The sequence below is a fragment of the Salmonella sp. 32031103-2018-00083-FB-01-SM-01 genome (genome assembly GCF_017571995.1).
Classification (GTDB): domain Bacteria; phylum Pseudomonadota; class Gammaproteobacteria; order Enterobacterales; family Enterobacteriaceae; genus Salmonella; species Salmonella enterica.
Map to the genome: position 1 here is coordinate 345,209 of NZ_JAGEQL010000002.1, position 26,158 is coordinate 371,366.

General features: G+C 50.9%; 24 protein-coding genes and 1 pseudogene. 16 read left to right on the forward strand and 9 right to left on the reverse strand.

Features of this window, described 5'->3' with window-relative positions; genetic code table 11:
- Positions 1 to 30 precede the first annotated feature (30 nt).
- From J4614_RS07955 to J4614_RS07965, 3 genes are all read left to right on the forward strand, one after another.
- Positions 31 to 846, forward strand: a complete 816-nt coding sequence (locus J4614_RS07955; protein ID WP_001128427.1) for an AraC family transcriptional regulator — start codon at positions 31 to 33, stop codon at positions 844 to 846.
- Between the two features lie 47 nt (positions 847 to 893).
- Complete coding sequence (locus J4614_RS07960) at positions 894 to 1,535, forward strand: LysE family translocator (protein WP_131065590.1); 642 nt, start codon at positions 894 to 896, stop codon at positions 1,533 to 1,535.
- Positions 1,536 to 1,944: 409 nt separating this feature from the next.
- On the forward strand, positions 1,945 to 2,865 hold the full coding sequence (locus J4614_RS07965; RefSeq protein ID WP_001280247.1) for a DUF5655 domain-containing protein: 921 nt from the start codon (positions 1,945 to 1,947) through the stop codon (positions 2,863 to 2,865).
- A 76-nt stretch (positions 2,866 to 2,941) separates the two neighbouring features.
- On the opposite strand, the gene yjiS is transcribed toward J4614_RS07965, so the two are convergent.
- Positions 2,942 to 3,106: a DUF1127 domain-containing protein YjiS gene (gene yjiS / locus J4614_RS07970; RefSeq protein WP_000397915.1), complete on the reverse strand. Its 165-nt coding sequence runs from the start codon at positions 3,104 to 3,106 to the stop codon at positions 2,942 to 2,944.
- Between yjiS and J4614_RS07975 the strand changes: the two are divergent.
- Positions 3,073 to 3,213 (forward strand): annotated as a pseudogene (locus J4614_RS07975) (hypothetical protein); the annotation flags it as partial. The gene yjiS and the pseudogene J4614_RS07975 sit on opposite strands and share 34 nt — an antisense overlap.
- Positions 3,214 to 3,310: 97 nt before the next feature.
- On the opposite strand, the gene J4614_RS07980 reads toward J4614_RS07975, so the two are convergent.
- Both J4614_RS07980 and J4614_RS07985 read right to left on the reverse strand, forming a co-directional pair.
- Entirely contained in the window at positions 3,311 to 4,681 is a 1,371-nt protein-coding gene (locus J4614_RS07980) for an NAD-dependent succinate-semialdehyde dehydrogenase (RefSeq protein WP_131065591.1), read from the reverse strand.
- Between the two features lie 180 nt (positions 4,682 to 4,861).
- Positions 4,862 to 5,827: an Rpn family recombination-promoting nuclease/putative transposase gene (locus J4614_RS07985; protein WP_131065592.1), complete on the reverse strand. Its 966-nt coding sequence runs from the start codon at positions 5,825 to 5,827 to the stop codon at positions 4,862 to 4,864.
- A 478-nt stretch (positions 5,828 to 6,305) separates the two neighbouring features.
- Here J4614_RS07985 and mdtM point away from each other — a divergent pair, with 478 nt between their 5' ends.
- The 7 genes from mdtM to hypT all read left to right on the forward strand — a co-directional run bounded on the left by mdtM (position 6,306) and on the right by hypT (position 14,510).
- Positions 6,306 to 7,547 carry a multidrug efflux MFS transporter MdtM gene (gene mdtM / locus J4614_RS07990; protein ID WP_001188918.1) on the forward strand — a complete coding sequence of 414 codons (1,242 nt, stop codon included), beginning with the start codon at positions 6,306 to 6,308 and terminating at the stop codon, positions 7,545 to 7,547.
- Positions 7,548 to 7,633: 86 nt separating this feature from the next.
- Positions 7,634 to 8,905 (forward strand): DUF445 domain-containing protein, encoded by a 1,272-nt coding sequence (locus J4614_RS07995; protein ID WP_023212769.1) that lies wholly within the window; start codon positions 7,634 to 7,636, stop codon positions 8,903 to 8,905.
- A gap of 208 nt (positions 8,906 to 9,113) precedes the next feature.
- Complete coding sequence (locus J4614_RS08000; protein WP_000233266.1) at positions 9,114 to 10,298, forward strand: MFS transporter; 1,185 nt, start codon at positions 9,114 to 9,116, stop codon at positions 10,296 to 10,298.
- Between the two features lie 870 nt (positions 10,299 to 11,168).
- Positions 11,169 to 11,840, forward strand: coding sequence for a nucleoside recognition domain-containing protein (locus J4614_RS08005; RefSeq protein WP_000068750.1), 672 nt, complete (start codon positions 11,169 to 11,171; stop codon positions 11,838 to 11,840).
- Positions 11,837 to 12,298 carry a YjiG family protein gene (locus J4614_RS08010; RefSeq protein ID WP_000211979.1) on the forward strand — a complete coding sequence of 154 codons (462 nt, stop codon included), beginning with the start codon at positions 11,837 to 11,839 and terminating at the stop codon, positions 12,296 to 12,298. Before J4614_RS08005 ends, J4614_RS08010 begins: the two co-directional genes overlap by 4 nt.
- Positions 12,299 to 12,310: 12 nt before the next feature.
- A complete protein-coding gene (gene iadA / locus J4614_RS08015; protein WP_001113051.1) occupies positions 12,311 to 13,483 on the forward strand; it encodes a beta-aspartyl-peptidase in 1,173 nt (390 codons plus the stop codon).
- A gap of 118 nt (positions 13,484 to 13,601) precedes the next feature.
- Entirely contained in the window at positions 13,602 to 14,510 is a 909-nt protein-coding gene (gene hypT, locus J4614_RS08020; protein WP_000383509.1) for a hypochlorite stress DNA-binding transcriptional regulator HypT, read from the forward strand.
- A gap of 5 nt (positions 14,511 to 14,515) precedes the next feature.
- Here the strand turns inward: hypT and J4614_RS08025 are convergent, their stop codons facing one another.
- The gene (locus J4614_RS08025) at positions 14,516 to 15,250 is read right to left on the reverse strand and encodes an aspartate/glutamate racemase family protein (protein WP_000683247.1); all 735 of its coding nucleotides are present in this window, start codon (positions 15,248 to 15,250) and stop codon (positions 14,516 to 14,518) included.
- Positions 15,251 to 15,488: 238 nt separating this feature from the next.
- Positions 15,489 to 16,019, reverse strand: coding sequence for an Hcp family type VI secretion system effector (locus J4614_RS08030; RefSeq protein WP_000907671.1), 531 nt, complete (start codon positions 16,017 to 16,019; stop codon positions 15,489 to 15,491).
- A 717-nt stretch (positions 16,020 to 16,736) separates the two neighbouring features.
- Here J4614_RS08030 and trpS point away from each other — a divergent pair.
- Complete coding sequence (gene trpS, locus J4614_RS08035; protein ID WP_001094612.1) at positions 16,737 to 17,750, forward strand: tryptophan--tRNA ligase; 1,014 nt, start codon at positions 16,737 to 16,739, stop codon at positions 17,748 to 17,750.
- Here trpS and uxuR read toward each other — a convergent pair whose 3' ends face one another.
- Positions 17,751 to 18,524 (reverse strand): Uxu operon transcriptional regulator, encoded by a 774-nt coding sequence (gene uxuR, locus J4614_RS08040; RefSeq protein ID WP_000841654.1) that lies wholly within the window; start codon positions 18,522 to 18,524, stop codon positions 17,751 to 17,753.
- A 349-nt stretch (positions 18,525 to 18,873) separates the two neighbouring features.
- Here uxuR and J4614_RS08045 point away from each other — a divergent pair, with 349 nt between their 5' ends.
- Positions 18,874 to 19,539: a dienelactone hydrolase family protein gene (locus J4614_RS08045; RefSeq protein ID WP_208293126.1), complete on the forward strand. Its 666-nt coding sequence runs from the start codon at positions 18,874 to 18,876 to the stop codon at positions 19,537 to 19,539.
- 16 nt (positions 19,540 to 19,555) lie between these two features.
- Here J4614_RS08045 and J4614_RS08050 read toward each other — a convergent pair whose 3' ends face one another.
- The 3 genes from J4614_RS08050 to J4614_RS08060 all read right to left on the reverse strand — a co-directional run bounded on the left by J4614_RS08050 (position 19,556) and on the right by J4614_RS08060 (position 22,093).
- Entirely contained in the window at positions 19,556 to 20,017 is a 462-nt protein-coding gene (locus J4614_RS08050; RefSeq protein ID WP_208293127.1) for a DUF302 domain-containing protein, read from the reverse strand.
- Positions 20,018 to 20,221: 204 nt separating this feature from the next.
- Complete coding sequence (locus tag J4614_RS08055) at positions 20,222 to 21,133, reverse strand: hypothetical protein (protein WP_208293128.1); 912 nt, start codon at positions 21,131 to 21,133, stop codon at positions 20,222 to 20,224.
- A gap of 351 nt (positions 21,134 to 21,484) precedes the next feature.
- Positions 21,485 to 22,093: a DUF1062 domain-containing protein gene (locus tag J4614_RS08060; protein WP_000864856.1), complete on the reverse strand. Its 609-nt coding sequence runs from the start codon at positions 22,091 to 22,093 to the stop codon at positions 21,485 to 21,487.
- A gap of 487 nt (positions 22,094 to 22,580) precedes the next feature.
- On the opposite strand from J4614_RS08060, the gene J4614_RS08065 reads away from it, so the two are divergent.
- From J4614_RS08065 to J4614_RS08075, 3 genes are all read left to right on the forward strand, one after another.
- Positions 22,581 to 22,838 (forward strand): YjhX family toxin, encoded by a 258-nt coding sequence (locus tag J4614_RS08065; protein WP_001054380.1) that lies wholly within the window; start codon positions 22,581 to 22,583, stop codon positions 22,836 to 22,838.
- A 4-nt stretch (positions 22,839 to 22,842) separates the two neighbouring features.
- Positions 22,843 to 24,474: a class I SAM-dependent methyltransferase gene (locus J4614_RS08070; protein ID WP_183046169.1), complete on the forward strand. Its 1,632-nt coding sequence runs from the start codon at positions 22,843 to 22,845 to the stop codon at positions 24,472 to 24,474.
- 559 nt (positions 24,475 to 25,033) lie between these two features.
- Positions 25,034 to 25,750, forward strand: coding sequence for a YebC/PmpR family DNA-binding transcriptional regulator (locus J4614_RS08075; protein WP_000532939.1), 717 nt, complete (start codon positions 25,034 to 25,036; stop codon positions 25,748 to 25,750).
- Positions 25,751 to 26,158: the final 408 nt, after the last annotated feature.

Below are 26,158 nucleotides of genomic sequence, written 5' to 3' on the forward strand. Positions count from 1 at the left end.
CAGAAAAGCCGGGACCGCACAGGAGATTGTATGCCCCTTATCCGAGATATTCACCAACGCTTCTGGCGTCTGCCACAACTGCCGTGGCTGGAGCTACGTACCACCAGTGAAAGCCGTCAGGCCTATAAGCGCCACAGCCACCCGCAACTGTCGCTGGGCGCAATCATCGCCGGAGAAACCCGCTGCATCAGTAACGGACAAGAGTATCTGTTACGCCCCGGCGAGCTGATCCTGATCCCCCCGCAATCTCCACACAGTTGTAACCCGCTCCACGAGCGACCACGCAGCTATCATATGCTGTATCTCGATGCGGACTGGTGCCTGACGCAGCTCCCCCATTTGCCGGCGAATAGCCGCCTGCATACCACGCAGCCACAGTTGCAGGACCCGCAGCTTTTCCAGCTTTATCAGCAAATTGTGACGTCTATTACTCAGCAACAAACCGCCGGACTTCCGGCGCTTATTATCCACCTGTTGCGCGCCCTGCCGCTACAAAGCGCCGACGCCGAACCGCCATGCGCCATCAGCCGCCAGTTGGTTGCCCGCTTAGTCAGCAACCTTCAGGAACCGCCGACGCTGGACACACTGGCGCAGGAGTTTGCGCTCCGTAAGGAGACTCTGATTCGCACTTTTAAGCAGGATACAGGCCTGACTCCTGTCAGCTTTACCAATATGGCCCGCATTGAATATGCCCGGCACCGATTGCGCGCCGGGGACGATATTGCCGATGTTGCCTATCAGACCGGTTTCGCCGATCAAAGTCATTTCCACAAAACCTTCGTCAGCTACACGGCGGCAACGCCGCGTCAGTACGCGCAGAACAGATCAATATCCGACAATAAATAGCGCATCCGCAGGTATAGGCTGACCTCAGTATCATCACTGAGGTTACTATGGAACAGGTTACAACGTTATTTCCTCCGGCGTTTCCCGCACTGGCGCTGGCGCATTTTATGGCGCTGCTCAGCCCGGGCCCGGACTTCTTTTTGCTGGTCGGTTACGCCGTACGCTATCGGCTGCGCGGCAGCGTCGGGCTGTGCCTCGGCATTGCGGCGGGAAATGGGCTCTATATTCTGCTGGTGGTGATTGGGTCAGGGCTACTACGTCAGACGCCGCTGCTCTTTACCATCATCGAACTATTGGGTGCCGCCTACCTGCTATGGGTGGGCCGTCAACTGTTGAAAAGCCGCGCTGGGCCGCTGGAGTGGCGGTACGCCGCATCGGCATGTCCGTCACTGGCAAAACAACTATTACTGGGGCTAGGTTCATCGCTGTTGAATCCGAAAAATGCTCTGTTTTATCTGGCGCTAATGACCGCCCTGCTGGGCCCAAACGTGACCGTTACACAGCAGGCCATATGTGGAATCTGGATGACCAGCGTAGTGTTACTCTGGGATCTGCTGCTGATAACGCTTATCGCCCTGCCGCAAATTCAACTTCGCTTGGGTAATCTTGTCTGGAAAATTGAACGCGCCGCCGGCGGCATTCTGATCGCCTTTGGCTGCTGGATTGTGTGGCAGTTCATTACCAGTTAAATCGATGAGGGGCAGCTTTATACGGTGGTCAACGTTGCCCGGGCAGATGAATAGGGTCTGCATCATTCGAACCCTTTCCTTCTTATAATGCTGACGCCGCCATAAATTAACCTGCCCCAGAAACCAATAAAGCGACTAAATAGCCGCTTTATTCTCATCACCAAATATAATATCACCTCTCATCCAGCGGCTTATTTTCATTGATTTTCAGCTGGACTTTCCTTCTGTAAGATGCGCAAACTGCTGTAACAGCGTCGGATGGCGCTAACGCTTATCCGACCTACGGCCCGCTGCCCGGTAACCACCTGCTGTCGGGCTTATAACATATCTCACCTCCAAAAGCCCGATTTCCGCTTTTATCTCTTTTCACATAACGTATGATAGTGCGCAGAAAATTCAGGAGGGATCCATGAGCGATATCCAGCTTTTCCGCCTCGGTGGCGGGAAAGTACAAGAACTGCCGGGCAAAGCCGCAGCCATTGAAAAAGATCTGCAAATGCTGATCGAATCCCATATGGAAACGTTCCTTGGCGTCCGCTTTCTCGAGACCGAATACCGCACGGGTAAAACCCATCGTGGGCGAATTGATTCCCTCGGCCTCGACGAAAATAACTGCCCGGTGATTATTGAATATAAACGCCACAGCAATGAAAACGTCATTAACCAGGGGCTGTTTTATCTCGACTGGCTGCTCGATCATAAAGCGGAATTTCAGTTGCTGGTGATGGAGAAAATAAGTAAAACCGCGGCCAAAGCCATTGACTGGTCCGGCACACGGTTAATCTGTATTGCCGCCGATTTTAATAAATACGACGAACATGCCGTTCAGCAAATCAACCGCAATATCAACCTGATTCGCTACAAGCTTTTTGCCGACGACCTGTTAATGCTGGAACTGGTTAACGCCGTGGTCGAAAATAGCCCTCAGTACATCATCGCGAACGGTTCCGTCAGCAGCGGCAAACGCCATACCCGCACGCAGCGCGAACAGCTCTCTTCGGCCTCTCCCGCGCTGCTTTCATTATATGAACAGCTAAAAAGTTATGTGCTGTCACTCAGTGATGAGGTTCAGTTTAAAGAGCTTAAGCTCTATGACGCCTTCCGCCTCATTCGCAACTTTCTGTGCGTAGCCGTTTATCCCGTGACCGACCCACACCTACGCCTGTGGCTGAAAATCAATCCACAGCATATCCAGCTTGAAGAAGGATTTAGCCGGGACGTCACAAACATTGGCCACTGGGGAACCGGCGACGTCGAATTGATTGTGCGTAACGAACATGATCTGGATAAAGCCAAACTGCTGATCGAGAAAGCCTGGCAAGAAAATTAGCGTTCCAGGATACCCGCCTACTGGAGAGGTTAAGATAAGATTATCCAGCCTTTCCAGTTTTACTGGCTCTTATCTGTTATTCCACATCCTTCCTTTCCAACCCAATATCCTTTAACTGCTCGTCACTCATTCGTCGCAGCGCCTGACAGGCCCGCTTACGCAGCCACCACCTTTTTAGCGCCCGTCTGAGCTGCACAAAGCCAATAAATGGTTGTCTGGGGCGGTTCTCGTAAAATTCCATACCGGCCTCCGCATAGAACAGAAAATGCGGGCATCATGAATGTCTGTACAAACAATACCGGGATAAAAAACACGGTTAGTGCAACGTGGATAAATAAGGAGGGCGATTTAGGGTGTTTTGTTCGCTTATTTCGTTCTGATTTAAGATCCGCGTCCTTCGCTGCAAAAAGCCAGGCCCCTCCCGATTTCAGAGGGGCAACAGGGATTAGCGGCGCACCACTACCAGCTTCTGGTTCACAAACTCCTTAATCCCCAGATCCGATAGCTCGCGTCCGAAGCCCGAACGCTTAACGCCGCCGAACGGCAGCTCCGCTGCGGTGTCGGTCAGCCAGTTGATATAAACCATCCCGGTTTCAATCCGGGAGGCCATGCGTTTAGCGCGCTCAATATCCTGACTAAACACCGCGCCGCCCAGCCCGTAGTGAGAATCGTTGGCGAGTTTTACCGCCTCGTCATTGTCTTTCACCACATACATCTGCGCTACCGGGCCGAAGAACTCTTCAAAGTACGCCGGGTTGTCACGCGTAATGTGGGTCAGAATCGTCGGCTCAAAGAAGTTGCCTTTGCTTTCCAGCGGCTTGCCGCCAACGTGCAGCGTCGCGCCATTTTTCACCGCTTCCTCGACCTGTCTGGTCAGTGTATCCAGAGCATCTTTCGACGACAGCGGCCCCAGTTCGGTAGAAGCGTCCATCTGATCCCCCACCTTCACCTTCCTGAACGCCTCGGTGAACTGGCTGAGGAATTGATCGGCGATTTTCTCATGCAGGATAAAGCGCTTCGCCGCCGTACATACCTGCCCCGCATTAGTGAGCCGTGCCTGCACGCCAATTTTCACCGCTTTCTCAAGATCGGCATCGTCCAGCACGACGAACACATCGTTCCCGCCCAGTTCCAGCGTCGATTTTTTAATGTGCTTCGCCGCCTGTGCCGCCACGGCGCTCCCCGCTTTTTCAGATCCGGTCAGCGCCGCGCCCTGCACGCGCGGGTCGGCGATGATATTCGCCACCTGATCGGAGGAAATAAACAGGTTGGTCCATGCGCCTTCCGGCGCGCCGGCTTCACGCACCAGATGGGCAAATGTCTCGGCGCAGTGCGGTACGATGCTGGCATGTTTCGCCAGCACCGGGTTACCAGCGGCCAGGTTCGGCGCCAGCACACGCATCAACTGATAGTACGGGAAGTTCCACGGCTCAACAGCCATGATGACGCCAATCGGATGATGTTCTACCCACGCGTCGCCAAACTCGGTTTTATAAGGCACCGGGGCAAGAAACTGCTTCGCGTTATCCGCATAATAGCGAGCGATCTGCGCACACAGTTTGACTTCGCCACGGCTCTGCTCGATGAGCTTGCCCATCTCCTGGCTGGCGATTTTTGCCAGTTCTTCAACACGGCTGTCGATCAAGTCAGCCAGCTTATGCAGTACCGGCAGACGTTGGTCAATCTCTCCTTTGGACCAGTCGGAGTGATAGAGCGCGTCAGCTTTTTGCAGCGCGGCTTCAATATCCGCGTCCGTGTGCGGGGGGTACTCTTTAATGAGCTGATTATTGGCAGGATTCACTGTCTGGTAAGCCATATCACATGTCTCCTTGTTATCGTCATTAAGGCAGCCGTAAATGCCGCTCAGAACAATAAGGGTAGTAGAGATGGCTGGCGCTATCGGTAAAGTTCGGTATATTCGTGAGGTTATCAGCGATAATTATAGAGAGCGTTGCCCGGCGGACACCGGGCCTGCAACATTCAGACTGGAACCGCGTTAGTGGCTAACATCCTGAAGCTCTTCAGCCGTAAGGCCGGTGAACCGCTGGACAGTCTCGCGGTCAAGTCCGTCCGCCAGCATCTGTCTGGCGATACGCAATGCGGCAACATGCTGACCTTTTTCCAGCCCTTTTTCTAATCCTTCTGCTAATCCTTCCTCCAGACCGACCTGTCTTCCTTGCCGTTCCCCTTTTCTGCGATCCGCTGCGCGGATCCTCTCTATCAGCGTCATCAGTCTCTCCTTAGTGTGCGGGACATGCCCTACCACATCACGAATAAACGTGGTGAAACGAGGCGTGTGTCCGTGCTGAATCATAAGATAATTAAACAGCGCCTTAAGCTGCCTGTCATTAGCGCAACCAGTAACTAACAGCGAAGCAATCCGTTCAACCAGTCCCAGCAGGTCGCGCTGGCGGATATGTTTTTGGATGAGCTCCAGCAGCGCAATGCGGCGGTGCTGCATAATGTCATCATCCGATACCACCGTTATATCGACCAGCGGAAAGGCAGCGGCATAGAGTCTTCTTGCCACTTCCGGGTTCGCAAACTCATCCAGCCAGCACAGCGAAAAAGGATACGGGCTATCAACACCGTGATAAAACAACATCGGCACCACCAGCGGAAGATGCTTATGCCCCGCATCCAGATGCTGCTGCATCGCCGCCATCGAATACCGCATCAGCCGGAACGCCATATGCGCATCCGGCGTGCTCTGATGTTCAATCACGACGTAGATATAACCGTCGCCCTCGCGCGTTTTCAGCGACCAAAGCACATCGGAATAATAGGCTCGCAGATTTTTTTCAATAAAACTGCCGGGCTCCAGCTTTAGCGTCCGCAGGTCGCAAAGCTGGCGTAACGACACCGGCAGATGAATCTCCATAAAATCGCGGGCGGTTTCCGGGTGGCGCAAAAAGGTTTTAAACACCGCATCATGCGGTGTTGAGGTCGTCGATTTTTTCATGGCGCTCCGTCACCCCAAACCAGGATGCTGCGACTCTACCTCCTGAAAATTCCTTTCTCATCCGTACCTTTTCAGCATTGCGAGGCGCGACGGAAGATAAATCCTGTTATCTGTAATGCACATGCATTTTCGGAACTGAACACGCAAAACGCCAGTCTGCGCGCCCTGCCTTTATCTTTATTAACCAGACAAACTCTTTTGATTAACATCAAAATTTAATTACACTTAATGTGTATATTTTCCGTGCAACGTAAATTTCCCGAGGTGTGATGTGCTGATTGTTATCTGTAATCGCCACACGTTCTGACGAGATGCAGAACGCGTCTCTTCCTGTCTGTGTTTTCACCGGCAGCGTTTTTGATTACATGAAATTCAGTACATCCGCAGCCGCTGTTTCCATCGCCTGCCTGACGTCACGATGACGGTATTGAGTTTCGCTGTCCCATCATGGGGTTCTCCGACATGGAGCGCATTTTTTATGCAACGGATTATTCAGTTTTTCTCCCAACGCGCCACAACGTTATTTTTCCCGATGGCGCTGATTTTGTACGATTTTGCCGCCTATCTGACGACGGATCTGATTCAGCCTGGCATCATTAACGTCGTGCGCGATTTTAATGCTGACGTCAGTCTTGCGCCGGCCTCGGTCAGTCTCTATCTGGCGGGCGGAATGGCGTTGCAATGGCTTCTGGGGCCGCTATCCGACAGGATTGGCCGCCGGCCAGTGCTGATTGCAGGGGCATTAATTTTTACTCTCGCCTGCGCGGCAACGCTGTTGACGACCTCAATGACGCAGTTTCTGGTTGCCCGTTTTGTGCAGGGCACCAGCATTTGCTTTATCGCAACGGTCGGCTACGTCACGGTACAGGAGGCCTTCGGTCAAACCAAAGCCATTAAGCTGATGGCGATTATTACCTCCATTGTGCTGGTCGCTCCGGTTATCGGCCCGCTCTCCGGCGCCGCGCTGATGCACTTCGTTCACTGGAAGGTGCTGTTCGGTATTATTGCGGTGATGGGACTGTTGGCGTTGTGCGGCCTGCTGCTGGCGATGCCGGAAACGGTGCAACGCGGCGCGGTGCCGTTCAGCGCGGTGAGCGTACTGCGCGATTTTCGTAATGTGTTTCGCAACCCGATTTTTCTCACCGGGGCGGCGACGCTGTCGTTGAGCTACATCCCGATGATGAGCTGGGTGGCGGTGTCGCCGGTGATCCTGATCGATGCCGGCGGGATGAGTACTTCGCAATTCGCCTGGGCGCAGGTGCCCGTATTCGGCGCGGTGATCGTGGCCAATATGATCGTTGTGCGCCTGGTGAAAGATCCGACCCGACCGCGTTTTATCTGGCGCGCCGTACCAATCCAGTTAAGCGGGCTGGCGACATTGCTCCTCGGTAATCTTCTTCTGCCGCACGTCTGGCTTTGGTCTGTGCTGGGCACCAGCCTGTACGCGTTCGGCATTGGCATGATTTTCCCGACGCTGTTTCGCTTCACGCTTTTCTCCAACAACTTGCCAAAAGGGACGGTTTCGGCCTCGCTGAACATGGTGATTCTGACGGTGATGGCGGTGTCGGTCGAAGTTGGCCGCTGGCTGTGGTTTCACGGCGGGAGACTGCCGTTTCACCTGCTGGCAGCGGTGGCCGGGGTGATTGTGGTCTTCACCCTGGCGACATTATTACAGCGCGTGCGCCAGCATGAGGCGGCAGAACTGGCCGCTGAGAAGTAACTACTCTGCCGGATAGAGGCTTATCCGGCACAGGATAATCTGATGTTTTTTGCACGTTCCTGCCGTCTGGCTCTATCCTTAACCCTATGAATAAAATCGCCGAACTCAAACGCGCCAAACGCCTGGCGCTCTCACTGTTGCTGATAGCCACCGCGACGTTTGTAACCACGCTTTTCCTGCCGCCCAGTTTCTGGGTGCTGGGCGTAAAAGCTATTGCCGAAGCGGCGATGGTTGGCGCGCTGGCGGACTGGTTTGCCGTGGTGGCGCTGTTTCGCCGCATTCCCATTCCGTTTATTTCACGACATACGGCGATTATTCCCCGTAATAAAGACCGAATCGGCGAAAATCTAGGGCAATTTGTGCAGGAGAAGTTCCTTGATACGCAGTCGCTGATCGCGCTAATCCGCCGCCATGAACCCGCGCTGCTTATCGGAAACTGGTTCAGCCAGCCGGACAACGCCAGCCGGGTCGGGCAGCATCTGCTGCAAATTATGAGCGGCTTTCTGGAACTGACCGATGACGCCCGTATTCAGCGGCTGCTCAAGCGAGCGGTACATAAGGCGATTGATAAAGTGGATCTTTCCGGCACCAGCGCCCTGATGCTGGAAAGCATGACCAAAAACGATCGTCACCAGGTGTTACTCGATACGCTGATCGCCCAGCTTATCGCCCTGTTACAGCGTGACAGCTCCCGAACATTTATCGCCAGACAGATCATACGCTGGCTGGAGACCGAGCATCCGTTAAAAGCGAAGATTCTGCCGACCGAATGGCTGGGAGAACACAGCGCTGAACTGGTCTCCGACGCGGTAAATTCTCTGCTGGATGATATCAGTCACGATCGCGCGCATCAGATTCGTCATGCCTTCGATCGCGCGACGTATAAGCTGATCGATAAACTTAAACATGATCCGGAAATGGCTGCCCGGGCAGAAAACATTAAAAGTTACCTGAAGGAAGATGAGGCGTTTAACCGTTATCTCGGCGAGATCTGGGCGGATCTACGTCAGTGGTTAAAAACAGATATCAACGCCGAAGACTCGAAGGTAAAGCAGCGCATCGCTCATGCCGGACAATGGTTTGGCGAGACGCTGATCGCCGACGACGCATTACGCGCCTCGCTTAACGGTCATCTGGAACAGGCCGCGCACCGGGTCGCGCCGGAATTCGCCGCCTTCCTGACGCGCCACATCAGCGATACCGTAAAAGGCTGGGATGCGCGCGATATGTCGCAGCAGATTGAGCTTAATATCGGTAAAGATTTGCAGTTTATCCGCGTGAACGGCACGCTGGTCGGCGGCGCTATCGGTCTGGTGTTATATTTACTGTCGCAAATACCGGCACTGCTCAGTATTTAACGCCGTTCTCGTTCAGATTAACTGCCAAACCCCGCACGCGGGAGGCATTAATTTAATGCCATTTCCCACCGATGCCCCTCTTCTCAATCCGTTATTCGCCTGCGCTTCACTTTCTTTTCTTGCAAATTTGAAACATTAATTTTACTTTTTATTATCATTTACAACAACAATCCGGCATTCCTGCCTTACTTTAGCAAAGAGAAAAACCATGGTTCATGCTCAGAGCGCTTCACCTCGCCATCCCATTTTTACGGCGCTTTTCGGTATGATGGTATTGACGCTGGGGATGGGAGTTGGCCGCTTTCTGTATACGCCCATGCTGCCGGTAATGCTGGCGGAAAAGCAGCTAACGTTTAATCAGCTCTCCTGGATTGCCAGCGCCAATTATGCAGGGTACCTGGCGGGAAGCTTACTGTTTTCCTTTGGCCTTTTTCATCTCCCCTCTCGTCTACGCCCCATGCTGCTGGCTTCGGCGGTCGCCACCGGTATTCTTATTCTGTCTATGGCGATATTTACTCAGCCCGCGGTCGTCATGTTGGTACGCTTCCTGGCAGGCGTCGCGAGTGCGGGAATGATGATTTTTGGATCAATGATTGTGTTGCATCATACCCGCCATCCGTTTGTGATCGCCGCGCTCTTTTCCGGCGTCGGGGCCGGGATTGCACTGGGCAACGAATATGTCATTGGCGGTTTACATTATGCGCTTTCGGCCCATTCGCTATGGCTGGGGGCCGGAGCGCTCGCCGGTATATTGCTATTAATCGTGGCAATGTTGATTCCCCCCCGCGCTCATGCGCTGCCGCCTGCGCCTTTAGCAAGAATCGAAAATCAGCCTATGCCCTGGTGGCAACTGGCGCTGTTGTACGGTTTCGCCGGATTCGGCTACATCATTGTCGCTACCTATTTGCCGCTGATGGCGAAAAGCGCGGGCTCTCCACTACTCACGGCGCATCTTTGGTCGTTGGTCGGCCTGGCGATCATTCCCGGCTGCTTCGGCTGGCTGTGGGCGGCAAAACATTGGGGCGTCCTGCCATGTCTGACCGCGAATCTGTTGATCCAGAGCGCCTGCGTGCTACTGTCTCTCGCCAGCGACTCGTTGTTGCTGTTAATACTGAGCAGTATTGGTTTTGGCGCCACGTTTATGGGCACAACCTCGCTGGTGATGCCGCTTGCCCGACAACTCAGCGCGCCGGGCAATATTAATTTGTTAGGCCTGGTGACGCTAACGTATGGTATTGGGCAAATTCTCGGTCCGCTCGCCGCCAGTCTGTCAGGCAATGGCGCGTCGGCAATTATCAACGCCACGCTTTGCGGTGCCGCGGCGCTCTTTTTTGCCGCGCTGATCAGCGCCGCGCAGCAGATAAAACAAAAACGGTTTGTGATACGTGAATAAGCGGTAGAGTAAACTCGCGCTCTCCGCACCGGGTTGTATCTTTAACGCTATTCGCGGCGCAATGCGGATCTGTTTTTAATAGCACATCCTCAACACGTTATTTCAAGTTAAAAATGACACTAAAAACCATGCTTATTTTATGGTTTTTGGTGTTATCAATCTGCCTATTATTTTATATACCCTTCATACTTTAAGTTGCTTATGTGTTGGCTACGGATTACCCGGCCCATCCATAGGCCTCGCCCTGACGGGCCGTAGCTCACCCCAGTCACATCGTTATCTATGCTCCTGGGGACTCACTCCCTTGCCGCCTTTAAGCAACTCGAATTATTTTGGCTATATATCCCATTATGATGATTATCGCGCCCTTTCAAATCATCACAATTATAAATAAATCACATCATGAAATTAATTAGATGATTCGTTTTTTATTACCTGCCCGTAGGATTCTTAGGGCGCAAACTGACCCATCAGCGGCTACTGACATGACCGTGACAATTCCTCTTAAGGCGTGAAAAATTACAGTAAAAAGTAAAATTTAGGTTAAAAAATCCTATTTTTTAACAACGATAATTAAGTGGCGTGAAATTGACTAACGTCAAATTTATTTCCTCTTTTTCCTGCTCCCGGCTCCGGTCTTCGTCAACACCTGTTTCTTTGCTTTTTTACCTCGCGTTATACCGTCCACGGTTCCCCGCGCCTCCGGCAGTAGCGAAGATGGTGATTTTTCGCGCTGCTATGCAAGAAACGCATAGCACGATACATACTTGCATTTTGTCCTTACCCTTATGGCTGATAAGGTCTTTCTGTTTCGGGCTTTTTGGCCTGTGGCTACAACCAACACATCATCAAAAAAATTCGGGGATCGCTATGGCGCAACAAGTGGACGGGGCGGCCATGCCGCTTGATACAGAAAAGGTCGGGATAAAGGGATACCTGGCGTTTTTTCTCACCATTATTTTCTTTTCCGGCGTATTTTCCGGAAGCGAAGGCTGGTGGCGCGTTTTTGATTTTACCGTACTCAACGGGTCATTCGGTCATGTGACCGGTACGCAGACCTTTCGCGGCGCGGGCGGAACGGGCGCGAAAGATGGCTTCCTTTTTGCGCTGGAGCTGGCACCGTCGGTTATCCTTTCTCTGGGTATCATCGCGATTACGGATGGACTGGGTGGTCTGCGGGCGGCGCAGCAATTGATGACGCCCATCCTGAAACCATTGCTTGGCATTCCCGGCATTTGCTCACTGGCGCTGATCGCCAACCTGCAAAATACCGACGCCGCGGCGGGTATGACCAAAGAGCTGGCGCAGGAAGGCGAAATCACCGAACGCGATAAAGTGATTTTTGCCGCCTGGCAGACCAGCGGCAGCGCTATTATCACCAACTATTTCTCCTCCGGCGTTGCGGTATTCGCCTTTCTGGGAACGTCAGTCATCATTCCGCTGGTGGTCATTCTGCTATTCAAATTTATCGGCGCAAACCTTTTGCGCATCTGGATTAACATCGAAGAACGCCGTCACCCTGCGCAAGGAGCCCAATCATGACGACTCAGGTACGTAAGAATGTCATGGATATGTTTATCGATGGCGCACGCCGCGGTTTTACCATCGCCACAACCAACCTGTTACCCAATGTGGTCATGGCATTTGTCATTATTCAGGCGCTGAAAATTACCGGTCTGCTCGACTGGGTAGGCCATATCTGCCAGCCCGTGATGGCGTTGTGGGGGCTTCCCGGCGAAGCGGCTACGGTACTTCTGGCTTCGCTGATGAGTATGGGCGGCGCCGTTGGCGTGGCGGCCAGTCTGGCTACCGCCGGCGCGCTAAGTGGCCACGATGTTACCGTACTACTGCCAGCCATTTACCTGATGGGAAACCCGGTACAGAATGTCGGCCGCTGTCTCGGTACTGCCGAAGTCAACGCCAAATATTACCCGCATATTATCGCAGTCTGCGCCATCAATGCGCTGCTGTCGATCTGGGTCATGCAGCTTATTGTTTAATAAGGAGTTATCATGCCTGATTTATCCGCCGCGGAGTTTACCTTGTTACAGGGTGCGCACCTGTTTGCGCCAGAAGACCGGGGCATCTGTGATGTTCTACTCGCGAATGGCAAAATTATTGCCGTCGGCGCTGACATCCCCGGCGATATCGTACCGGACTGTGCGGTGATTAATCTTAGCGGTCGTATGCTGTGCCCGGGTTTTATCGACCAACACGTTCATCTGATCGGCGGCGGCGGCGAAGCGGGGCCGACGACGCGGACGCCGGAAGTCTCCCTGAGCCGCCTGACGGAAGCTGGGATAACAACGGTCGTCGGCCTGCTTGGCACCGACTCCGTTAGCCGTCATCCCGCGTCGCTGTTAGCCAAAACGCGAGCGCTAAATGAGGAGGGGATCACCGCCTGGATGCTCACGGGCGCTTATCACGTTCCGTCGCCGACCATTACTGGCTCGGTAGAAAAAGACGTCGCGCTGATCGATCGCGTCATTGGCGTGAAATGCGCAGTCTCCGACCACCGTTCCGCCGCGCCCGGCGGGAATCAACTCGCCAGCATGGCCGCCGAATCACGCGTTGGCGGCCTGCTGGGCGGCAAACCCGGTGTCAGCGTTTTTCATATGGGCAGCAGCAAAAAAGGGTTACAGCCGCTGTATGACATCCTGGAAAACAGCGACGTGCCGATCGGTAAACTGCTGCCTACCCACGTCAACCGTAGCGAATCTCTTTTCGAGCAGGCACTGGCGTTTGCGCTTAAAGGCGGCGTGATCGACATTACCACCAGTATCCCGGATCCCGTCGCGCCGGCGGAGGGCATTGCCAGAGCGGTAAAAGCCGGCGTCCCGCTTTCCCGGGTGACGCTCAGTTCAGACGGCAACGGCAGCCAGCCGCTATTTGACGCTGCCGGAAATCTGACGGGCATCGGCGTCGCGGGCTTCGAAAGTTTGCTGGAGACGTTGCAGACGCTGGTTAACCACTACGGATTCAGCCTGACCGATGCTCTGCGTCCGCTGACGACCAGCGTAGCCGCCTTCCTCAGTCTGGACGGCAAAGGCGAGATTCGTCCCGGTAACGATGCGGATCTGCTCGTCTTTAGCGCAGATTTACGCATTGAGCAGGTGTATGCACGCGGCAAACGCATGGTCAATGAGGGGAAAGCCTGCGTAAAAGGTACCTTTGAACCGGCGTAATTCCCGCTAGTTTCAGGCTGCCCCATCACGGCATTCTGAAAGAGGACGGGATAAGCGGTTGTCAGCCGCCCGAATGGACGTAGAATGCCTCTTCGGGCGGCTGACAGGATAACGGTAAATGGATGTAACTGGAGCAGGTTTGCACAATATTGAGACAAAATGGCTATATGATTTTCTGACGCTGGAAAAGTGCCGCAATTTCTCTCAGGCCGCCATTATCCGCAACGTATCGCAACCCGCTTTTAGCCGGCGGATTCGCGCCCTGGAACATGCCGTGGGCGTTGAACTGTTTAACCGACAGGTCTCGCCGCTACAGCTTTCCGAACAGGGTAAAATCTTTCACTCCCAGGTTCGCCACCTGTTACAGCAGCTGGAAAGTAATCTGACCGAACTGCGCGGCGGCAGCGATTATACGCTGCGTAAAATCAAGATTGCCGCCGCCCACTCGCTCTCCCTCGGCCTGTTGCCGACCATCGTTAAGCAGATGCCGACGCAGTTTACCTACGCCGTTGAGGCGATAGATGTCGACCAGGCGGTGGATATGTTACGTGAGGGGCAAAGCGATTTTATCTTTTCTTATCACGATGAAAACCTGCAACAAGCGCCGTTTGATAACATCCGCCTGTTTGAGTCGAGACTGTTTCCGGTTTGCGCCAACAATGGCCGGGGCGAGCCGCGCTATACGCTTGAGCAGCCGCACTTTCCCCTGCTTAATTACAGTCAGAACTCCTATATGGGCCGGCTGATAAATCGTACCCTGACTCGCCATGCTGAACTGAGTTTCAGTACATTTTTCGTCTCTTCGATGAGTGAATTGTTAAAACAGGTTGCGATGGACGGCTGCGGAATCGCCTGGTTGCCCGAGTATGCTATCCGTCAGGAGATTACTGACGGGCGCCTGATCGTGCTTGATGCCGACGAACTGGTTATCCCGATCCAGGCTTATGCTTATCGCATGAATACCCGCATGAGTCAGGTAGCCGAAACATTTTGGCGCGACCTGCGTGGGCTTCAGGCCGCACTGTAAACACATCAGGCGGTAAGGCGTTGTTCCCCGGTCAAAGAGGCGCGGGTGTCCGGCCAGGACTCATACCAACGAATCGCCGCGCGCACCAGCGACGCTGTGGAATCAATCATCGGGCACGCTATCGCGCGTTCATGTCCGGCCACAATAAGCGGAATTTCGGTACACCCCATAATAATTGCCTGCGCGCCACGGGCAATAAGGCTATCGATTTGCGGCAGCAGCAGCGCTTGCGCCGCAGTTTTATCGCCACGTTTAAGCGTATAAATAGCCTGCATTACCAACGCCTGCCCCGCGTCTTCCGGCTGAATTAACGTCAGCCCCCGCGCCAGAGCTTTCTTTTGATATAACCCGGTCGCCAGCGTCGCATTGGTCGCCAGCAGACCAACGTGCCGCGCCGATGGCGGAATATCCCCCAGGGTAGCGTCCAGAATGCTGATCATTCGCGCTTTCGCGACGTTCTGTAAATCATCAAACCAATAATGCGCAGTGTTGCATGGGATAACGATACACTCCGCCCCGGCGTCTTCCAGCATATGCAGATAACGCTCCAGATAACGGTATGGCGAAGGCCCGCCGGATAACAGACATGCTGTACGATCGGGAATATCAGGGATAGAGCTGACAATGAGCGGGATGTGTTGTTGATCACAACTGGCATGTCGCAATTCAACAAATTTTTCCAACATATCCGCCGTTGCCGCAGGTCCCATCCCCCCCAGTATCCCAATGGTGTGTTTCATCGCTTTTCCCGCTTATTTACGTCAAGGTCAGAAACACACTATCAACTTGATGTGTATATAAAAAATGCCGTTTTATTAGCGGCTATGCGTAAAAATCATAACGGGTGTAAGGGCCACGCGTTATCGCCTTTTCAGGCAATCGATTGGTTACATGTGCGCTCATCGACCTTCGCAAGCCGCTAAATGCCATTTCGCTACACCGCATTGCCCACTGCGAGTCCGCACGCTTGTTTTATCCTCATCGCCACAGCGCCTGTCGGTGAAGGGGCCGCCGTGTTTTGCTTTTCGACGCTAATGCGGGAATATCCCAGCGAATATGGCTATAAACCAAATCCACGGTCTCCGTGGCGCTGCCTTCGGCGTCGCCATGATTGCTCATGCGTGAAATCCGCACATTGGTGAGCGTATAAATAATAAATGGCAGCATTGCGCCCTTATCACGACGGCATAATGTCAGCACGCCTTCTTTCACCGTTTTCCCGTTACAATAGTGCTCATAGAGGCCAGGCGTAGCAAGATCGACAGGCTTTGTCAGCGTCAATCCTCCAATATATGTCCCTCTCGCTTCGCCGGACTCCCGTTTCGTCGGGTTGTGGTTGTAAGCAATAAGTTTTATTTGGTTTTCAAAACCTTTGATCCGGCTTTCGCCTTCAATACCGTCCAGTTTTAAATAGATGGCGTCCATCCCCCCTCCGTGATTATCATGCGGCAAAGCAGGCTGACAAGGACGGAACGCCAACAATGAAAGAACGTTCCATTTTCCAGCCATTTCGTTGGTGTCTCTGTATACCAGATTAAATACCGACAATCTGCTATAACTGGATTCTTGCTAAATACCTTCTGCCATCAACAATCCATTTTACAATAGCGCTACTGACCTGAAATCTATTACGCCTGGCATTCAAGCATCGTTTCCTGAATAACCATAGCCGCTATAAGAACCATATCAAAAAAGAAATATCAATATCATTTCTTATTTTTATCCGAGAAATTACTTAATTACACAGAATCGGAATATAGACAATTCTTATTCCTTTTCACATCAATGGGTTTTTTAGACTTTTGTCATATAGAAAACAACCATTCCAATAGAACATATTTACTATGTGAATATATTTAATGTTTTTATCGCGCGCAGTGTTATCACAGTAATAAATGATTTGCATCAAAAATGCGCCTTTCAGCGCCACGTATTTTTGGACAGCAAATTATAAAATCGCGTTTCAAAGTCAGTAACATGTTCTCTGTTCAGGCGATATGACTTTATGCCCGGACGACACGCCAGCCGCTTTACCCTTACGTTTAGTCGTGATACGTTAGATCACATGAACACGAAACGATCCAACGCTACGCAACGCCATCTCCGCTGGTGGCTGCCTTCCTGAAGGCGGCACGGATCACTATCCCTCTTTAAGTAGCCGCCGAAAGGCGGCTACTGTGTTTCGGGACGTCTTTCGGCTTTACAGTAAGCATAAAGGAGTCCTTAATGAACACCCTTCCCATCATTCTGACTGGCGATCGCCCCACCGGCTCGTTGCACCTCGGCCATTATGTCGGTTCACTGCGCCAGCGCGTCGCGCTACAGCAGGATCACCAACAGTATGTCCTGATTGCCGACCTGCAGGGACTCACCGATAACGGCAGTAATCCGCAAAAAATCCGCGATAATATTCCGCAAGTGTTAGCTGACTATCTGGCCGTCGGCATCGATCCCGCGCTAACGACGATCTGCCTGCAATCCGCATTACCTGCCCTCGCCGAATTAACGGTGCTGTATATGAATATCGTTACCGTCGCCCGAGTGGAGCGTAATCCTACGGTAAAAAATGAGATTGCCCAAAAAGGCTTTACCCGTTCCCTGCCGGTCGGGTTCATGGCGTATCCCATTAGCCAGGCGGCAGATATCACCGCCTTTAAGGCCGAAATGGTACCGGTTGGCGACGACCAATTGCCCATGATTGAGCAAACGAATGAGATCGTTCATAAGATGAATAGTCTTTTCTCCTCGCCGGTATTGCGACCCTGTCAGGCGCTCCTGAGCGATACGGGCCGTCTGCCCGGCATTGACGGCAGCGCCAAGATGTCGAAATCGCTCGGCAATACCCTGCTTCTTTCCGCCAGCGAAGAGACCATCCACCGTGCGGTCAGCGCGATGTACACCGATCCCAATCATTTAAAAATTAGCGATCCGGGAAAAATAGAAGGTAACGTCGTCTTTACGTGGCTGGATGCGTTCCATCCGGATAAAGCCAAAGTCGCGGCGATGAAAGTACATTATCAACAAGGCGGATTAGGCGATCGTGTCTGTAAAAATGAGCTGGAGACCTGCCTGCAAGAACTGATCGCGCCAATACGCGAACGGCGGGCAACCTTTATTGCGGATAAGGGAATGCTAATGGAATTGCTGAAAAAAGGTAGCGAGCGGGCGCATGAGGTCACTCAAAAGACGCTACAGGAAGTAAAACGTGGACTGGGTCTGCCCACGCTATTCCAGGTATAATCAGGCATCAACGTTGTCCAGCGGCCATGACTCAAACAGATAGCCATCAAAGTAGATGTCATCAACATTGGAAAACTCCAGCAGACGCTGCTTCACGTTTTCCAGGTGCTGCCACATCGCCAGCTTCGCTGCGCGGGCGTCTTTCTTAATTAACGCTGCGAGGATCTGCTTATGATCAACCAGCCACTCCTTACGGTAAAGCGTATCGCCCAGATGGCTATGAAGCTGGAGCCACATCGGATTATTTTCACGCCATTGCCAGGACTGACGGAAGAGCTCTACCAACATACTGTTATGGGTCGCTTCGGCAATGGCCAGATGAAACTGCATATCGCCGCTTTCTGAGCCGCCCGGCGCGCTGGAGGCGAGCTCTCGCTCTTCCAGTTGTAACGCCTGGCGCATTTTAATGATGTCTTCGCGGGTGGCCTGCAGAGCGGCAAATTCAGCGATATTGCTTTCCAGCAACTGACGCGCCTGTAACAGTTCAAACGGCCCGGCATCATTACAGTGATTGACGTCAGCGCCTTCCATCTCGTTATTATCCGCGCTGTCAAGCACGTAGATCCCGGCGCCGCGGCGGACTTCAACCAGACCTTTAATTTCCAGCATGATCAGCGCTTCACGCACGACGGTACGCGTCACATTGAGCCTCTCAGCGATCTCTCTTTCCGGCGGCAAGCGCTCCCCGGGGCGGTACGGCGTCTGAACAATCAGATCCCGTATCATTGCGCCCACTTCCTGGTAAGGTCTTTGCTGAGAAGTGTTTGATTTCATATTGGTCGTGCCCGTCCGATGCGATTTCCCGGTATCAGACTATAGCATTTGTAAAGAGGGATAGCACGCGTAGCACACCAAAAACGCGAAACTGGTCAACCAACAAAACAATAATGCGCCCCGTTTCGCTAGTGAGGCCAGATAAAAGGAAAGGCAATAGACAATACACGACTGATGTTCCACCTTTAGCCCTGATGCCTGAATATGAACAGCATATTGGTTTACCAATATAAAATTTATCAACCAAAAATCAGGCCATAAAATGTGTCTGTACATTGACAGGAACAACGCCTCTGACATAGCGTGATCGGCGAAAATCCAGCCGCTCTCTTTGTATCAAGAACGCGTTATGATAAAAGACACCGTGTTTTTCGCCCCAGGCGTATCCGGGGGAAGCAACGCCTCCAGTCTGTCGAGCCGCCATCGCCGGGCAGCGATTATTCTGCATGAAATTTATGGTATTAACGCTCATATCCAACGCGCAGGCCATGAATGGATGACGCGCGGATTCGACATCTATATTCCCGCGCTGTTTCCTCACCATACCCCCTTTCGCTATGAACAGCAGGAGGAGGCTTACCGTCACTTTTCAGCAAATGTCGGCTTTGATCCCGCCGTCGTTACCACGTTACTCCACGATCTCAGAACGCAGTATGAGACGTTAATCGTCGTAGGATATAGCGTCGGAGCAACGCTCGCATGGCTAAGTGCAGCCAGTGGGTTATGCGATGGCGTCATTTGCTATTACGGTTCCCGTATACGCCAGTACCTTCATCTTGCGCCTCTCTGTCCGGCACTGGTTATTATCGCGCGTTATGAGCCGGCGTTTGATCCCCTCGCCATGCGACAGACGCTGGAAAAGCGCCCCCGGGTGCAGTGTAAAATGTACGATGCGCGGCACGGGTTCTGTGATGCTGATAGCGCCACCTTCGATGCCGCCTTATCGCATCAGGTAATGGACGATGTGACCGCATTTATTCGCGACATCACTCGTGCAAACACATCGCCCGATTGAAGCCAGATTTTCCGCTTCATTGGAGACTTTTTTCAACGAGCTGTTCCAGTTTTTTCAAAGCCTGTATGGCTGTGGCATCAAGACCATAACGTTGCAGCGTTTCGGCGGGATGATAACTGACTAACGTTCGCCCATCGGCTTGCTGGCTAATGAGCACCCGAAACGGTAAATCCAGCGCCAGTTCGGGATGCGCCAGCATGAGAGGCGTTCCGCCTTTAGGATTGCCAAAGACCAGAACCGTTGTCGGCGGCATTTTCAGGTTAACATTCTGTGCCGCTCTGGCATGATCAAATTCCCCAAATAACACCAGACCGTGATCGGCGACAGCGTGCATCAACCGCGCTCGGGTCTGCAAATAGTCATAAGCGCTGTAGGTTTTAACCATGGTTATCGCTCCATCCTCTGTTGCAAAGCCAGGCCTTATTAAGATTAACATCAGGGTTACCGCCAATAAAAAAGGCTTTAAAATAGTACTCATTCTTCTCTCTCCCTGACCCAATACCCATGAGTAAATGCGACACAGATGATATGCAGTTTAAAAATCAGTCATCGTACTGTACCCCTTATTATTGCACTGAACAGCTCATCACTAAAAAAACAGACGGCAGAACAAAAAATTCCGACGTCTGAACAAATTCAAATAACGATGATGCAGTCTGACTGAGCGACAGCGCGATCATTATTATGGCGCGGCACCATCTTCTTCAGCCCGCTGGGTAAGAAAAAATATACTCCGCTCAGTAAGATAATAAATACTACAGGCCAACTCTTCAGAGATACGGAGCATCATTGCGTAGTGATGATGCGATTTTTCTGGCGCCATCGGCAGAAATATTTCTGACTCCAGCACGTTACTTAAAAAATGAAATTTATGTGTATATTCAGCAGATATAACGCCTCTCGCCATCAGATTAGCCATTAGTGTATTTAAACTATCTTGTTCATGATACACGATACCTTTTCTCTCATGAATTCTGAGAAGAACGCTTCTGAAGGCTGCATGACATTCCTTTACGACACAGGCAAAATCATTAAGCATCAGGCGATTATACGCTTCCATAAGATCATATTCGACAAAGCCATACTCTCCAGGGGAGTACAAATAATAACATATGTTTTTAAGCCGTTTTATTCTGCGCAACCTTACAATTCTACCATTTTCATATCGATATTTTAAACCATGCTCATGAAATAGATTATTTAATTCACTAATCGCCTTATCCGGTTCTAACCCAAGCGTAACTTCATAGGTCCGAAGGTAGGTATCTATATAGTTAAAAGCAAGTTCAATGGTATCAATATGCTTTCTTTTATCATCTGTTTTTAATAACAGATTACTCATTTCATCCAGATATGACGTTGAATGCGCATATAAGGTGAATAAGCCATACTCTTTGCGCAACGTTTTACATATTCTTCGATAAACTTCATCAGAATGACGATTATGATAGCAGTATAATGTCATATCATAAAAAGAGGAGCAATTTCCTAGCGTATTGATAATCAATAATATTATTTGCTCGCGTATTTCTAACGGAATATCTTCATATAACAGATCGCTATGCCTTAGTGAGTATGGTCTAAAGGTGTGCATTCCTCCCCCTTTAACCGCAACAGAACAGATTACGCTATGGATAGCTTCACATTACTCTAATTCAGTGATTCAGGTATTAATATCAGCTCAACAGTGAGTCATTTTTTCTTATTTTTTAATGGTGTTGCGTGAATATTTATTTACTCTACAGTTAATTATAACCCATCGCCCTTTGTCATTCTGCTGATCATCACTGGTGCGAAAATCTGGATTATCCATGGCATTCAGTCTTCACTGAATGCCACAGACAAGGGTTATTCAACTAAAGCTCACCTGTCCCTTAGCCCTGCTTTCATTCCGTTACGTCACTGCCATACCAGCACACTTAAACGTAAGGTGAGCTTATTGTTTTTATCGACGGGTCAGAACAATCCTTCGCCGGTCATACAGTGTTTCAACAGAGAGCTGCAAATCATATTTCGCATTCTTCAGTTTTCGCGATTTAAGCATTTTCATCGTGACGCCACTTATTTGCCCTGTTTCAATCCGTCTCTTGATTTCGGCTGTGCTTAACAGGAGTTGCCTCTTCAAAATCGACAGCAGGCTGACCTGAAAAGAACGGGAAATCCTGACGCTAATACTGACCTGCTTGTGGGAGGCGATACTGACCAGCCACCGTTCCTGAATGTGAAAATCAGGCTGCCCCGATAATTCAGCATTGTTTCGCTTCAGGATCGCGTTGTCATAAGCAAAATATTGCACCGTGGCGGCATCATTCGCCATCAGTCGACAATAAAGATCGCGGTTAATTTTGCTGACTGGCAGGCGTGAGAACAAGGAGATATTCCAGGTGTAATCGCAGTGTGTGCATTTATAGATACTCCAGACATCGAGTACCTTCTTTTGCGAATTAACCCGAAATGCCCCAGAAGGCGTGAAGTCCCGTTTTACGCTGCATGAAGGGCAACGTTTCGCTATGCGCTGATACCCCACAGGAGTGACAGTCCATATGACTTTCATAACGTACCTTTTTTAACCCATACAAAACCGGATCCGAACTCAGCGGACCATAAATGTTTATGTATGAAAAATATTTAAGTGATATTTTTCAGTGGGTTAAAAAAAGATTTCCAACGCAACAACCCTGTCAATGGCTAAAAAGATACGTCGAGACTATCAAAGCGGCCATTATCGGGTATATGAGTTTAATCAATATTCATTATGGTAGCGGCGGTATCTATTCAACTGACTTACTAAACGCATGATCCTCCCTTTGAGATCACACTTTTCACTCCCGGTTATTCACTTACAGAAAACAGGTGTTATCATTCACGACGTAAATACCTTTCAACTCAACCCGAGGCTTTGATGCTGGAGAATGTCATCATCCGATAATCAGTTCCCCGACCTTTTCAGGCCGGACTGATTATCAATGCGCCGAAATCGAATGCGGACACCGCAGTGTGTTTGCACGTTTTGCCTATGATGATTAAACAGGTTCTTCAGTATGAATTTATCCCGTCAGGAACAACGCACCTTACACGTTCTCGCCAAAGGCGGACGCATTACGCACATCCGCGATGCGTCAGGCCGCGTCACCGCCGTTGAGTGCTATAGCCGCGAAGGGCTGTTGCTCGCCGATTGCACGCTCGCTGTATTCAAAAAACTCAAAACCAAAAAGCTGATCAAATCCGTTAATGGTCAGCCCTACCGCATTAATACAACCGGGCTGAACAACGTTCGCGCCCAGCCTGACAATCGCTAAGGAGATGATGATGGATATCAGCGCCGTTATTTTTGCAACGCATCGCATTCGGCTATTACCCGATGAAGGCAAAATTCCCTGGGACGAGCCAGCCTTCAGCCAACGCATGCTGGAAAATCATCTGTCGCAGGACCACGACTGGGCCAGCCGCCGGCTAACCGTGATTGAGCAACAGGTAATATGGATTACCCGTCAGTTACCCGCTGGCGCCCGCATTCTGGATCTCGGCTGTGGACCCGGTTTTTATACCCGCCTGTTAGCGGAGCGTGGGTTTCACTGCACAGGCGTAGATTTCTCTCCGGCATCCATCACATGGGCTCGCCAGCAGGCGCAAGCCGCAAACCTGAATATTGACTACATTCAGCAGGATATTCGTACATACCACCCCACGGAACCTTTTGATTTCATTATGATGACGTTTGGGGAACTGAATGTCTTTAGCGCTGCAGATGCGCAAAGCCTCATCAGTCATTGCGCGCAGTGGTTGAAACCGGACGGCAAACTGCTTGTTGAAGTGCATACCTTCGATGAAGTTAAACGCCAGGGCATGGCGCAGCCAGGCTGGCAGCGTTGTCCGCACGGCCTGTTTCTTGCCGTGCCTCATCTGCTGTTAACGGAAAATGCCTGGGATGAAGAGGCCCAAACCAGCTCAACGCAGTTCTGGGCAATAGCGGAAAACGGCTGTACCACCCGTTTCGGCAGTCAAATGAAGGCCTGGCGCGATGATGAATATATCAGCCTGCTTGGTGATGCTGGCTTCACTGTGTTGCAGCGCCCGGACAGCCACACCTGGCCGGTCGGCGAGACTTTTGCAGGTAAGCTGTTTGCGCTGCTGGCTGAAAAAGCAACCACTTCTGAGGGTATTGCCCTCAGTAAAAGGAATAACCCAATGGATATCCCACGTATTTTTACCATTAGCGAAAGCGAACACCGTATCCATAATCCGTTTACAGCGGAAAAGTACGCCACGCTGGGCCATGCGTTACGCATGAAACCAGGCACGCGGATTCTCGATCTCGGTAGCGGTTCGGGTGAGATGCTCTGCACCTGGGCTCGCGATTACGGTGTTACAGGTACTGGCATTGATATAAGCCCGCTCTTCACCACACAGGCAAAACAACGTGCAGAAGAGCTCGGCGTCAGTGAATACGTACATTTTATTCATAACGACGCGGCCGGTTATATCGACGAGGAAAAATATGACGTGGCGGCCTGCGTAGGTGCCACCTGGATTGCGGGCGGTGTCGCGGGGACAATAGATCTGCTGGCCAAAAGCCTCAAACCTGGCGGGCTCATTCTCATCGGCGAACCGTACTGGCGTCGGATCCCCGCAACGGAAGAGATCGCCCACGCCTGTGGCGTCTCATCTGTCGCCGATTTTCGCCCCCTGCCCGAGCTGGTCGCCTTTTTCGACCAACTCGGCTATGACGTAGTGGAAATGGTGCTGGCGGACCCGCAAGGCTGGGACAGATATGAAGCCGCGAAGTGGATGACCATGCGCCGCTGGCTGGAGGAAAACCCTGACGATGAGTTTGCGCAAGAGGTTCGAACAGAACTGACGGCAGCCCCCAAACGTCACGTCACCTGGACGCGAGAATACTTTGGCTGGGGCGTATTTGCGTTAATCGCGCGATAACGTGAAGCAGGAGGTATAGCCTACAAGAGGTATACCTCCGTTTAAAAGTATGCAACAAATTAACGCGGCTCAAGGCGGGAAAATATCGTCTTAGAGACTATCCCACCAGGCGTTATTGGCGCAGCCAGTTTGGACACGGACAGCGCGCAAAAACCGGAGCGTACACGTAGTACGTGAGGATTTTGAGCACTGCCCAGATCCAAAATGGCAAGTAAAATAGCCCTAATGGGATAGGCTCTTAATTTCGCCATTAAGTTTCTGCCACAATATGTCGCAAGACGTGCAAGCGTTCCACCTCACCTGATGAGCGAAACCACCATCAATAAGACGTTATTGCTGCAATTCAATTATTAAGAATAAAAAAAGAACCAGAAGAAAATTAGAAAATGACTTATCCACCATATTAGCTATTGTTAAAATCAAAGTAATCCCCCGTAAAAGCTGGATGTTTTTATTTCTCATAGACGAGAATTTATATATTATGATATAATGCGGCAGAAAAGCATGTAGGTTATTAACCTGTCATTAATGTAAATAATTTTTTGAGGAGATGTTTCCAGTGGGGCGTAAATGGGCAAATATTGTTGCTAAAAAAACGGCTAAAGACGGTGCAACGTCTAAAGTATATGCAAAATTTGGTGTAGAAATCTATGCTGCGGCTAAACAAGGTGAACCAGACCCGGAATCAAACTCAGCTTTAAAATTCGTTATTGAACGTGCGAAACAAGCACAGGTTCCAAAACATGTTATTGATAAAGCCATTGATAAAGCCAAAGGTGGCGGAGATGAAACGTTCGTGCAAGGGCGTTATGAAGGCTTTGGACCAAATGGTTCAATGGTTATCGCTGAAACGTTGACGTCTAATGTTAACCGTACGATTGCTAATATCCGCACAATTTTCAATAAAAAAGGCGGGAATATCGGAGCGGCAGGTGCTGTCAGCTATATGTTTGACAATACTGGAGTGATTGTATTTAAAGGAACAGACCCTGACCATATTTTTGAAATTTTGCTTGATGCTGAAGTTGATGTTCGTGATGTAACCGAAGAAGAAGGAAACATCGTTATTTATACTGAAGCTACAGACCTGCACAAAGGAATTGCAGCGCTAAAAGCAGCTGGAATTACTGAATTTTCAACAACAGAATTAGAAATGATTGCTCAATCAGAAGTTGAACTTTCACCAGAAGATTTAGAAATCTTTGAAGGACTTGTTGATGCCCTTGAAGATGATGATGATGTGCAAAAAGTATATCATAACGTTGCAAATCTCTAATTATAAATTAAACAAATCTGTCTCTATGGCAGATTTGTTTAATTTATAAAACTGTTATAAAAAAGTCTATCTGGCCAGATATATAGATTTTTAAATTTATGTGTCTTATCACGACCTGATCTGACACATAGTCTTGAAAGGTTGAGAGATACCGGTTTTGATATAGTGTCGAATCCTTATATAAAACATGAGGTAATTTTCATGTTTCATCCGACGAATCCCGTCAGCAAGCTAAGCAAAAGCCAGCAATATCGGGTTGCTTACAATCTCCCCGTGCTCTTTAAGGTGCCGCACCTTATGAATCCCGCTTGCGCTCGTGATGGTTCATCTGGCGCTCTACGCGTCGATTGACTACAGGTATGACTCCACCAGCGCGCTACAGACCATAGTGCGAGAACCGTGGCCGAT

What these genes read in the sequence shown, in the direction of transcription:
- hypT (WP_000383509.1), top strand. Translation starts at nt 13,602, where the DNA reads ATGGATGTAACTGGAGCAGGTTTGCACAATATTGAGACAAAATGGCTA.
- yjiS (WP_000397915.1), bottom strand. Translation starts at nt 3,106, where the DNA reads ATGGAATTTTACGAGAACCGCCCCAGACAACCATTTATTGGCTTTGTG.
- trpS (WP_001094612.1), top strand. Translation starts at nt 16,737, where the DNA reads ATGAACACCCTTCCCATCATTCTGACTGGCGATCGCCCCACCGGCTCG.
- J4614_RS08005 (WP_000068750.1), top strand. Translation starts at nt 11,169, where the DNA reads ATGGCGCAACAAGTGGACGGGGCGGCCATGCCGCTTGATACAGAAAAG.
- J4614_RS08025 (WP_000683247.1), bottom strand. Translation starts at nt 15,250, where the DNA reads ATGAAACACACCATTGGGATACTGGGGGGGATGGGACCTGCGGCAACG.
- J4614_RS07980 (WP_131065591.1), bottom strand. Translation starts at nt 4,681, where the DNA reads ATGGCTTACCAGACAGTGAATCCTGCCAATAATCAGCTCATTAAAGAG.
- J4614_RS08010 (WP_000211979.1), top strand. Translation starts at nt 11,837, where the DNA reads ATGACGACTCAGGTACGTAAGAATGTCATGGATATGTTTATCGATGGC.
- uxuR (WP_000841654.1), bottom strand. Translation starts at nt 18,524, where the DNA reads ATGAAATCAAACACTTCTCAGCAAAGACCTTACCAGGAAGTGGGCGCA.
- J4614_RS07955 (WP_001128427.1), top strand. Translation starts at nt 31, where the DNA reads ATGCCCCTTATCCGAGATATTCACCAACGCTTCTGGCGTCTGCCACAA.
- J4614_RS08070 (WP_183046169.1), top strand. Translation starts at nt 22,843, where the DNA reads ATGATGATGGATATCAGCGCCGTTATTTTTGCAACGCATCGCATTCGG.
- J4614_RS08050 (WP_208293127.1), bottom strand. Translation starts at nt 20,017, where the DNA reads ATGAGTACTATTTTAAAGCCTTTTTTATTGGCGGTAACCCTGATGTTA.
- J4614_RS07995 (WP_023212769.1), top strand. Translation starts at nt 7,634, where the DNA reads ATGAATAAAATCGCCGAACTCAAACGCGCCAAACGCCTGGCGCTCTCA.
- J4614_RS08055 (WP_208293128.1), bottom strand. Translation starts at nt 21,133, where the DNA reads ATGCACACCTTTAGACCATACTCACTAAGGCATAGCGATCTGTTATAT.
- J4614_RS08030 (WP_000907671.1), bottom strand. Translation starts at nt 16,019, where the DNA reads ATGGCTGGAAAATGGAACGTTCTTTCATTGTTGGCGTTCCGTCCTTGT.
- J4614_RS07965 (WP_001280247.1), top strand. Translation starts at nt 1,945, where the DNA reads ATGAGCGATATCCAGCTTTTCCGCCTCGGTGGCGGGAAAGTACAAGAA.
- iadA (WP_001113051.1), top strand. Translation starts at nt 12,311, where the DNA reads ATGCCTGATTTATCCGCCGCGGAGTTTACCTTGTTACAGGGTGCGCAC.
- J4614_RS08060 (WP_000864856.1), bottom strand. Translation starts at nt 22,093, where the DNA reads ATGAAAGTCATATGGACTGTCACTCCTGTGGGGTATCAGCGCATAGCG.
- J4614_RS08000 (WP_000233266.1), top strand. Translation starts at nt 9,114, where the DNA reads ATGGTTCATGCTCAGAGCGCTTCACCTCGCCATCCCATTTTTACGGCG.
- J4614_RS08045 (WP_208293126.1), top strand. Translation starts at nt 18,874, where the DNA reads ATGATAAAAGACACCGTGTTTTTCGCCCCAGGCGTATCCGGGGGAAGC.
- J4614_RS07985 (WP_131065592.1), bottom strand. Translation starts at nt 5,827, where the DNA reads ATGAAAAAATCGACGACCTCAACACCGCATGATGCGGTGTTTAAAACC.
- J4614_RS07960 (WP_131065590.1), top strand. Translation starts at nt 894, where the DNA reads ATGGAACAGGTTACAACGTTATTTCCTCCGGCGTTTCCCGCACTGGCG.
- mdtM (WP_001188918.1), top strand. Translation starts at nt 6,306, where the DNA reads ATGCAACGGATTATTCAGTTTTTCTCCCAACGCGCCACAACGTTATTT.
- J4614_RS08065 (WP_001054380.1), top strand. Translation starts at nt 22,581, where the DNA reads ATGAATTTATCCCGTCAGGAACAACGCACCTTACACGTTCTCGCCAAA.